Annotated in this window: 9 protein-coding genes; 3 read left to right on the plus strand and 6 right to left on the minus strand. The window is 50.4% G+C overall.

Annotated elements, in window-relative coordinates; genetic code table 11:
- Window positions 1-113: 113 nt before the first annotated feature.
- The 5 genes from E5Z01_RS18600 to E5Z01_RS18620 form a co-directional block, all read right to left on the minus strand.
- Window positions 114-2,009 carry a type IV secretory system conjugative DNA transfer family protein gene (locus E5Z01_RS18600; RefSeq protein ID WP_135230743.1) on the minus strand — a complete coding sequence of 632 codons (1,896 nt, stop codon included), beginning with the start codon at window positions 2,007-2,009 and terminating at the stop codon, window positions 114-116.
- The gene (locus E5Z01_RS18605) at window positions 2,006-2,431 is read right to left on the minus strand and encodes a hypothetical protein (protein ID WP_135230744.1); all 426 of its coding nucleotides are present in this window, start codon (window positions 2,429-2,431) and stop codon (window positions 2,006-2,008) included. Before E5Z01_RS18605 ends, E5Z01_RS18600 begins: the two co-directional genes overlap by 4 nt.
- Window positions 2,432-2,434: 3 nt before the next feature.
- Window positions 2,435-2,962: a relaxase family protein gene (locus E5Z01_RS18610; protein WP_167758017.1), complete on the minus strand. Its 528-nt coding sequence runs from the start codon at window positions 2,960-2,962 to the stop codon at window positions 2,435-2,437.
- An 87-nt stretch (window positions 2,963-3,049) separates the two neighbouring features.
- Window positions 3,050-3,499, minus strand: coding sequence for a hypothetical protein (locus E5Z01_RS18615; protein ID WP_135230746.1), 450 nt, complete (start codon window positions 3,497-3,499; stop codon window positions 3,050-3,052).
- 718 nt (window positions 3,500-4,217) lie between these two features.
- Window positions 4,218-4,817 carry a hypothetical protein gene (locus E5Z01_RS18620; protein ID WP_135230747.1) on the minus strand — a complete coding sequence of 200 codons (600 nt, stop codon included), beginning with the start codon at window positions 4,815-4,817 and terminating at the stop codon, window positions 4,218-4,220.
- 77 nt (window positions 4,818-4,894) lie between these two features.
- Between E5Z01_RS18620 and E5Z01_RS18625 the strand changes: the two genes are divergently transcribed.
- Both E5Z01_RS18625 and E5Z01_RS18630 read left to right on the plus strand, forming a co-directional pair.
- A complete protein-coding gene (locus tag E5Z01_RS18625) occupies window positions 4,895-5,161 on the plus strand; it encodes a hypothetical protein (protein ID WP_135230748.1) in 267 nt (88 codons plus the stop codon).
- A 270-nt stretch (window positions 5,162-5,431) separates the two neighbouring features.
- A complete protein-coding gene (locus E5Z01_RS18630) occupies window positions 5,432-6,037 on the plus strand; it encodes a hypothetical protein (protein WP_135230749.1) in 606 nt (201 codons plus the stop codon).
- Window positions 6,038-6,070: 33 nt separating this feature from the next.
- On the opposite strand, the gene E5Z01_RS18635 is transcribed toward E5Z01_RS18630, so the two are convergent.
- The gene (locus E5Z01_RS18635; protein WP_135230750.1) at window positions 6,071-7,495 is read right to left on the minus strand and encodes a hypothetical protein; all 1,425 of its coding nucleotides are present in this window, start codon (window positions 7,493-7,495) and stop codon (window positions 6,071-6,073) included.
- A gap of 582 nt (window positions 7,496-8,077) precedes the next feature.
- Between E5Z01_RS18635 and E5Z01_RS18640 the strand changes: the two genes are divergently transcribed.
- Window positions 8,078-8,686 (plus strand): hypothetical protein, encoded by a 609-nt coding sequence (locus E5Z01_RS18640; protein ID WP_135230751.1) that lies wholly within the window; start codon window positions 8,078-8,080, stop codon window positions 8,684-8,686.
- Window positions 8,687-9,026: the final 340 nt, after the last annotated feature.

Here is a 9,026-nt window from a genome sequence, read left to right on the forward strand (position 1 = left end):
GAACTGAGGAAGGGGCGGACATTCTGGTAGAGTCGGGGTACGTCCCCGAGGAGCATTTTTGTCGTCACAAACAGAAATTATCCCCTATCGGGGACGTCTTCTCATAAAATTTGTCAGGCCGTCAGCATCAGTTGCTCAAGGGTTTTAGGGTCAACCCGTCCGGTTGATACAACAGGGGCCGGAATGGGGTCTTGGGGGAGAGCTGGTGGTCGGGGCGCTCCAACCTCGTTCACTTTTTCCTTCTCCTCCTCTGGCATTGCAGTGGATGGAGCTGCTTGGGCTGCTTGAGTGACTGCTCTAACCGTCTGCTCGTTATTGGCGTTTGCCATTGTTTTAGCGATTTCTGCGGCGGCTGGTGCAACTGGCGCAGGTGGTGCGGCTTCACTCGTTGCTGCGTTTTCAGGTGACTCAACGCTCTCCTCGACAACGGCGGGCCGCAATTTTTTCATCACAGGTTTAGGCATCTTGAGATTCTTGGCTTCCTCGTAAGCCTTGAATCTCCAGGGTTCTAATCGGTGGGCCAAGATGGGTGCAAGGTTGTTGCACAGAATGATGCTTTGACCAACGGGAAGCATGGCGAACTGGGACGCTGTAATCAGGTCGCGTTCTTCCAAGTTCACATTGCTCTGCAACTCGTGAGCATGTTCGTCCTTACTAATACCCTTACTTTCCACCATGTAAACGCCACAAGATGCAGCGACAAATGCACCTGTACCAGAAACGTCGTTACGTGAACGGTCAACGGCTGGTAGGAAAACTTTTGTATGTACGTTCTCCATGATCGCAGTCTGGCCCGCTTCGCCCCAACCTTCAGCAATTTGAGCAATAGATTGAACATAGATGCACATATAAATGTCGCGTCCGGCAACCGTCGCCGCGTACTCAGTCAGCAGATTAGGTTTAGCACGGAACGCCTCGTCGAAGATCGCCAAAATCTTCTGACCTTTCATACCTGGGTGCAAGTCGTATGTTCGCATAATGGAACGGAAAATGGCGTCAATAACCAGATTAAAAAGTTCAATGTTCAGGCCCAACTCTGACTCGCGGAATACCAGATAAAGTGTCGTCGGTCTGGCTACAAGGTCAATGGCGGTAAAGTCACTTCCTCCGGTCATGTATTTAATACCGGGAGTAGTTAGTCTGCTGGCCGTTGTTTTGAGGTTCTGGTAAGAGTTGTTCAAGAATCTGTCGCCTGCTGCTTCTTCCCAGTCCATCCGGTTAGGGTCTTTACCCAAGAACGAATTGAGCCATTTTGTTACTTGCTCGTCTTTGAGCTTCTGCAAAGCCAGTGACATACCACGTACCCCGTCGGGGTGGTAGAGCATACGGTCAAGGAAAGGGGTTACTGGTTCATTCTGAATCTTGGCTGCCCGGATAATTGCGGCTAATGCGGTAGCTGCACGCAGAGGGAAAATAGCGTTAGCGCCCGATGCTTCGGGGTTCATAAACGTAAGTGCGGCACTAAGAATCTGTTCGTCTGTTTCCAACTCAGCGAACGGGTCAAACTGATGAGTCGTTTCGCCGCTCGACGGGTTAATGATAAATACGTCCTGCCCTAAAACGTCCCGCCGATAGCCTGCGGTTTGCGCTGCAATTTCACCTTTAATATCAACAACGATTGCTGAACCTGTCCAGTTGTAAAGATTGCTGGCAATGCTCAAACCTTTACCGCTGCGGCTCGGGCCAACCCACATGAAATGTCCAATTTCTTTTTTCTGAGATAGACCTGGTTTGACGACAAGTGGTTGCTTGTAAGCGAGTCCGACAAGTACACCATCACCGTCAAACTGTCCCTTTGTCATGTCCGACAATTCTGCGGGCGTAGCGAAGTGGGCATTGTGCTTCACTTGCGGCCTAGAGTCCTTGAGTGCATATACCAGACCCGTACCGATTGCCAGAAAACCGAACCCCAAAATTCCCTGGCCAATCATAAAAAAAAGCACAGTGAAGCACACTACGCAAAGAGCCAAAAACCACCGCAACATGAACAGGGGATAGTTGACAATCATAGAAGTCCTTTGGGGAGAGTGGGTGAAGTTTCACGGCTTTGATCAATCTTTGCCGAATTAACTCGAATGTCACGGTTCGCCATAACCTCGGGCCTCCACCACATCCCGAAAGCAGCACTGAGCATCCCGAAGAATGTGCCACCAATCAGAAATGCCTTCACGGGTAACGGTGCTGTCCAATTGAGATTGATTTTGTTAATGCACTTGCCACCGAACAGACAATTCTTCAAAAACTCCAAACCATTGCCGTGTGCAGCAGCTTTGTTCTGCTCACTATAGATAGCCGCAGCCTGAGCAGCCGCCCGGTCGAAGTCAGGTTTAATGGAAAGGTACATAAGGAACAGAAACAGAATGAAAGTCAGTATGCCAAGCCACTTGGCAAGCACTGGCCGCATATCTACATACATCGTTTGAAAGCGCATAGCTTACCTCCCTAGTTGATAGTCAGTTTGTCGGCGGCGTTCGGGTTTTTCAGATTCTATCTCTGTACCTTTCCCTCCATTAGTCTGCTTCATACCTTGACTTGCTTCGTCAGGCAAGTTCACCAACTTCTGGCGCTCTTGAATCTGGCTCTGCTGAATCTTGTATTGGGTTTCAGCGGCGTCTCTCAGACTATTAAGTTGCTGCCTGTTCAGCAACTCATTGGTAGGAATAAGAACATGAACATGAGGATGGTCGGTGTGACCTTGTGCGCCTGCATGGGCAACAAGCATGTAGTTATGGATTCCCTGCGACTCTAGCGTCTGCTTAGCCCATTCTTCCGTCTGCTGTTGATTCATCTGTGTGTCGCCACTGCTCATGATGATTCGGTACAAGTGGTCAGGTTCCTGCTCGTCAATTTTTTGCTCAAGTAGCTTCTGATCTTGACTAAAGTGATACACACCATCACGGGTATGAATCTCTCGGTCTGCTCTTTGTTGTTCATAGTCTGGACGCTGAGCAAAATACTTCAAGCTACTACCACCCGACTTCCCACTCGCCTTACTTCCTGAACTGCGACTGGCCTTTACTATGGCTGGCATTTTATGTTACCAATTCCTTTACTCTGCCTGTTGTCCAGGCTCAACCCTGAGCAAAGAGTTCTTGGTAACTTTGGCTTTCCATCCCGTTAATCCAGCAAGACTTACGCTCATATCAGCATAGGTGTTATCCCACGCAATTTGCATGGCACTACCAACTGAATTGCTGTCCAGTCCTCCGGTTTGGGCGAGTAGAAGTTGAGTAAGCCGTCGTGATGTTCCGCCCTCCATATAAATTCGGACAAGCATCTCGATGATCTGATCAGACATGCGCGTAAGCTCCTGCTGTACCGCCATACGGATATGCGGCGCAAGAAGTTGGTCGGCTGCATGTTTCTCAGTATTCAGTGAAGCCTTTGTCAGCAAGTCACCTGCAAAGACGTAAACCGATAGTCCTCTGGATTTCGACTGCTCACTGATGAGGCTGTATACATCTTCGTCAACCGCCGTAACCAATCTTTTTTTAGCCATAGTTCCTCCAAAAAATTTACCAGCCGATTCAGGTTTGGTGCCAGAATTTCCCTTTTGTTGATGAGCTTTTACAAGTCATATGCAAGTCGTTTGCGAGTCGTTTTTACACATCAAAAGGACAGAAATCCAGTTTTACACCAATGGTACAAAAACAAGCGCGAGAAAATTACGTCTAGAACGGCGTATTTTAATTTTTTGACCTAGTGCTTTATCCTGCCCAACTTTCCGAAAACAGCCCCAATTGGAAATCGCACACCCACACCTCCCTCTTTGACCGTATTCTATCAAGTCACCTTTCAATTTTTTCAGTCATCCATGCACAGGCTCAGGCCCAAATGTCAAATCTAAGACTCAAATCTTCTGCTTAGGTTATCCATCGTTCCATGCCTCAGCGCTCTTGCCTCTCTGCCCTTGCCTCTCCCTCGTCACCGTCATCTGTTCCAGGTGTCCATTAGCCTCTTGTTTTCCAAGTCCGGCTTCGGCCTTCAGCGGTGACTCTCCATTTACAGCCTCTCACTCTTTCGATACTGCGCCGCATTTGACAGCCGCCACGGAAAATCTTGAACCTGTCAGATACTTCAAATCCGATTCGGGGTCAAGTAAAAATTGGCTGTCCACTGCCCCAAAGTTTCACTGAGCCGTCTTGCCTTCTTCGATAATTCCGAAGGCCAAAAAAAATGCCCTGGTTCACAGGACACCTTAAAACTGGATTGCCTACTTATTGATCAGTATTTGAAAAAATTCCGGCCACACTTGACACTGGGTCGCTAGCAGTCTTGGTTTCCGTTTGAAGGTTTGGTATGTCAACTTGCGGGGCTGCTGTCTCTGGTTGGCTTACTCGGGCAGGTGTCTTTTTGGAAGCTAGCGAGGTTTTTTGTTCTTCACTTTGAGCAGCAGTGGTGACTTGGATCGGGTCTGTCAAGTCTTTGGCTTTTGGCTTCCGTTTTGCATTGCTCTTGTTCTTTCGGAGTTCTCGGCGGTAGGCTTCGACTTGCTTTGCAATATCCACGCTGCCGTTGAGAACATCCTCTTTGAACACCGCCAGGTTGGTTCCCTTTGCTCTTGCGCTGTCTCGGAGAACCAGATTCTTGCGGGTTCGGTGATCCCAGGCTTCAAAACGGGAATCATCAACAATCAAATGGTCAACATGCTTACGACTCGCGCTATATTCAAAAGTAGTTTCGATGGGCAAGGCGTCAATATCTCCGATACGCACCGCTTCTTTGAATTTGACGTGATAGCTGCGGCGGTGTCCTTCGGGCAATTCTGCAATCACTTCGCTTAGCTGTTTGAATCCCGGCTGGTCTGATTTGTTCATAGGAAAGTTTTAACACGTTTTGGGGTTAGGGGTTCTTGTGTTCCGTTCCGAAGTGGCTGGCCTGATAGAGTGAGGCAGTGCCAATAGCTGAAAGTTCCTTTTCGTTTGACTCAGGTGATTTACTGAAAGCAGCACAGGTGGCTGTTCAAACTGGGCTGCAACCTCTTAGGATGCCGCTGATGAGAGAGCGCATTGAGATACTGATTGCTCGTGGGGATTACGCGAGTGTTCTTGACATTACCCAGAGATATGACCTGGTGATCTCTGAGATTTCGCGTGAGTCGTTGAAAGAGTTGTCACGTCAGGAGTGGAAGAAGCGCCAGGAGATTGGTTTCAATTTTTGAGCTGGGCATTGTGTGTGTGAATCTGGCAAGTTGCCTTGGAAGGGAGTGAAGAATCCACGGCGCGTTAAGCGGTTACGGAATACCGGAAGTGACGCGCATCTATCGGTTAGACTTCTGGACTTTCGGGAACTGGTTCTCGTTTGAATGTGAGCGTGTCACGTCTGCCTCTGGCAGTCCGGTATGGAGTAATCGTAGCGCCGTGGATTCGGAACGGACTGCTTCAAATTTCACTTCCTCCTGTCTGTAAGAACATTTGCTTATGCTGAGGGTATGAGCCGCCAACCTGACACCATGAACGAACAGGAACTATTGGCACAGGCTCAGGCCCGTCTCTTGAGTCGTCGGTTTGAACTTGTGCTGTTCCAGCTTTCAGGGGTAGAACATTTTTGGCCTGGTTCGCCATTTGACGGGGTAATGACTGGGGCTGTCAATTTTGACCGCGCATTGTACTTGTTGGGGTTGTTGCGTTTGCAGCCTCGACGTTTGTTTCAGGAACGCTCCCGGTTGACCTTAGAGAGACTTGAGGGTACGCGGGCAACAAGGCTTGAGGTGAACATGGAGTCTTGGAATCGGCATTGGCTTTACGCGATTACTCTGGACGAAGTGAAGTGGCCGGAGAAAACAGGTTGGTATGTGTTGGCTGTTCAGCGCAGTAAGTGGACGGTTATGGTGGCTCAACTCCAGATCAGAGGTGTGAACCAGGGTGAGTTTGCGGTTCTGCGAGAGACAGGGCGGCAGAGGGTTTATAACTTTGATGTTCATGGGGAAGAGGTACACGGCACGGGTGATGCTTGGCAACCGTTCTTGGTACGGGGGCAAAAGCATAAGGGCGTGATGACTTACCGCTCCGGGTTTCGAGTGAAGCGTTCAGGGTGAAGTCAGTTGAGTTGTACGGCGTGCCTGGACTGGCTAGGCGGCTTCCGTGCCTTGCCGCGTCACCCAGGTCAGGAACGCCCCTGGCTTCCTGATATGTACTTCTTTGTCTTGCATGGCGGCATGGACACGGGCCAGCGAGTCGCTGAGCCACTGTAGCCCGTTGCGGCCTTCGCGCTCGTCAATCCATGCTTCCCAGATGAGTTTGCAGTAGGCCAGCTTGTAGGGCTTGTCGCCGTAGACATGGCACAGGTTGTCGGCCAGGTACTCCACGACTGCGGCGCGGCGGGTGGGGTGAGCATCTCGGATGAGGCCGATTGCGTGAATGATGCCCTGCACGTCCAGTCGTTCGGTCAGTGGCGGCTTGTCAGAAATGCAAGGGTCATTATCTATCGAGGAAATAGATATTTCATCCTTTTTAGCGGTGGCCCAAGCCTCTAGTATTGAATATGTTTCTTCCCTCATAGGCGGATATGACCCTTGCATTTTTTTCTTGCGTAGGTCTTTGGTTTGCGGTTGGTCACTTGCTTGATCGGCCTGAGCCTGCTGAGCTTTGATTATTTTGCAAATCTTCCAGGCGGTGCGGCCTGACTTCCGGTCGGCATCCAAATCTCGGTACTGGTGTTGCAAGTCCTCAAGGTGAACGTAAGGCTGGTGGCCTGGGCGAAACCGAATGGAGTACACCATCCCGTCAACCACTGTGTCTTTTGTCTTAGAAAGTGGCTTTTTCTTTCCCCCCTTCTTCTGTTGACCTTTTGCAGCCTGGGCCTGAGCGCCGCTGCTGGTTTCAACTGCACCGGAGATTTGACCAGACTGGGGGTGCTGAGCCTGGGCCTGAGCCTGTGCCCTCTGCTTTTTGAGTTCGGCTTTACGGAAGTCGGCTTGACTCCTGACCGTGCGGCTGTGCGTGTGGTGAGGCTTAGCCATGAGGAGTCCAGCTTCCGTAAACTCTTTGATCCAACGCCAGATGGTTGCCGGGTTTACGCCAAAAGCGGCGGCCAAGAGTTCATTGCTGCAAAAAATCGTCATCTGTGAGGGCAGAACGTTATATCCCTTGTCTTGATAGACCTTAACGCCAAGTCGGTGAAGGACTTCAAGGAATTGCCACTTGCGCTTTTGGAGCCTGGCGTCAGGAAACAGATCAGCAAAAAGGGGTGGGGCAGGCTGTTCGATTTTTTCCTCGGTTTCCAGCTTTGTATTGGCCCTGGCTTTCCGGTTCTTCTTCTTACTTTTCTTCCATTCCTTAATAGAATGGGCGGCGATTTCGCCAAAACTGATTCCTGACGGCTTCTCAGGCTCGTTTGAGAGGTACGAGTGTGTCGGGGCTTTTGCCAGTGCTTTAGCAGGCACCTGGTGGCTCCCCCTGGCTGTTTCAGCACTCGCGGTCGGGGAAATTGTGAGGGATTGGGCGCTTTGATCGTCAGCATGACCAAAGGCACGGTGCTTGAACTGGGCGGTCAATTGCTGGGCAAACCTGGCGGCGGTGGGACTCAGTAGGGTGAAGTCTGGCCGCTCTGGGTATCCGGCGGTCATAGGGCCGTCGCTTGAGCAAAAGCAACCCTTGACTGCTCAGCAAGCAGGTCAAGGGTGTGTGAGGCTATATCCACTTGTTGAAAGGGCGTTACGGGCCTTTCGTGAGCTTGTGATATTGGTGAAGGCTTGGGGTGCGCGGTCACGGCGGCGCTGGCCTTTGCCGTCCGTTGGACGGACGGGGCAAAAGAAGTAGGACTCATACCATGTTCTCCCTGTTGCAATAGGGGCTTAGCTCTGGTAGAGTCCTACTTGCTGAAGGTAGTTTGACTCAACCAAAGTTCTTTCTTAAATCCCGCCTGCAAGCGGGGTTTTCGTATTGTGGGCTTACTCAGGGGTTATTTTCTCGTCAGTTTTGAAGCCTCCACCGTGGGAGTGTAGCACGGTTTGAGTGAGCAGCGTTCAATTGTTGACCTAAAACAAGGCAAAAGTTTAGGGGGTGCGCTCTCTAGTCCTGCTTTCCGGGTATCATCCAGTTTATTGTGAAGTCTTTTGGTGATGGGAAATGGGATAATGACTGAACCGATTCGGGTTTGGTTGACAGAGGCATTTTTGCCTCTGCTTGAAGAGATCAATACCTTTGGTGCAATGTTCCTGGCGGAAGCCAATGAACAATTTGGCGCTGATTTTGTCCAAGCGGCGATGAACCGAAAACTGTGTACCGTAGTCTCTACGCCACATGGCGAGGTCGTCTTTCTGCTGCAACGTGCGCGAGTCATGGTTGGCATCAACAGCCACTACAGTCCGACTGCCGCTCAGCTTGTCAACGTCGTGTGCCAGCGGGACGCCTATCACTCAATCCGTCAGTCAGGTCATGAAATCGAGCAGATACAGCGTGGGCGTCGTAAGGCGCTGACCTACACCAAAGACGGGAGAAAGGTTCTGGCCCTGGTTCAGGCTGAGGGCTATCTCAGATTGGTTGTGCGGCGGATTTACAAAGGTGAGATAATATCGGGTAATTTTGATGAGTTACATCTTTACTCGTATGTCTCTCCCGTGGAAATGGAAAGCCTGGGCAGAGCCTTACTGTATCCTACTGACGTTTCAGCTTTAGAAATTGACAGCTCACGCTTTTACTTGTATTCGCTTAAGCCGTGGCCCGTAATACACCCTCAAATCTGATAGTGGTGTAATCTATATGGTTATCACGGCACCAGACATGGTAAGCCGTTCCATCTACCGTGATGACATAGGGTGCCTGACGTTGAAGCGAGAGTGAAGCAATTTGCTTACACGTCAGGCTCAGTTGATGCTCCAACTTTTCGTCGTATCGCATCTCGCCTTCACTTTGATCTAGCTGTCGCATTTTTTGAGCCAGTGTGAGTGCCTTCTCAACTGACGGCCTGACAAACTTTATGAGAGAGGGCGTAAAACCAGCGTCCAGCCGACTTCCAGCAGAGTGATGAGGTCGGGAGATTTCTTCTTCCGCTTTCCCAAAGGATCTGGATCTGGCCCACCTGGC

The organism is Deinococcus fonticola, assembly GCF_004634215.1.
GTDB lineage: Bacteria > Deinococcota > Deinococci > Deinococcales > Deinococcaceae > Deinococcus > Deinococcus fonticola.

Excerpts from the sequence above, each read along its gene's own strand:
- E5Z01_RS18600 (WP_135230743.1), bottom strand. The coding sequence starts at position 2,009 with ATGATTGTCAACTATCCCCTGTTCATGTTGCGGTGGTTTTTGGCTCTT.
- E5Z01_RS18605 (WP_135230744.1), bottom strand. The coding sequence starts at position 2,431 with ATGCGCTTTCAAACGATGTATGTAGATATGCGGCCAGTGCTTGCCAAG.
- E5Z01_RS18615 (WP_135230746.1), bottom strand. The coding sequence starts at position 3,499 with ATGGCTAAAAAAAGATTGGTTACGGCGGTTGACGAAGATGTATACAGC.
- E5Z01_RS18620 (WP_135230747.1), bottom strand. The coding sequence starts at position 4,817 with ATGAACAAATCAGACCAGCCGGGATTCAAACAGCTAAGCGAAGTGATT.
- E5Z01_RS18630 (WP_135230749.1), top strand. The coding sequence starts at position 5,432 with ATGAGCCGCCAACCTGACACCATGAACGAACAGGAACTATTGGCACAG.
- E5Z01_RS18640 (WP_135230751.1), top strand. The coding sequence starts at position 8,078 with ATGACTGAACCGATTCGGGTTTGGTTGACAGAGGCATTTTTGCCTCTG.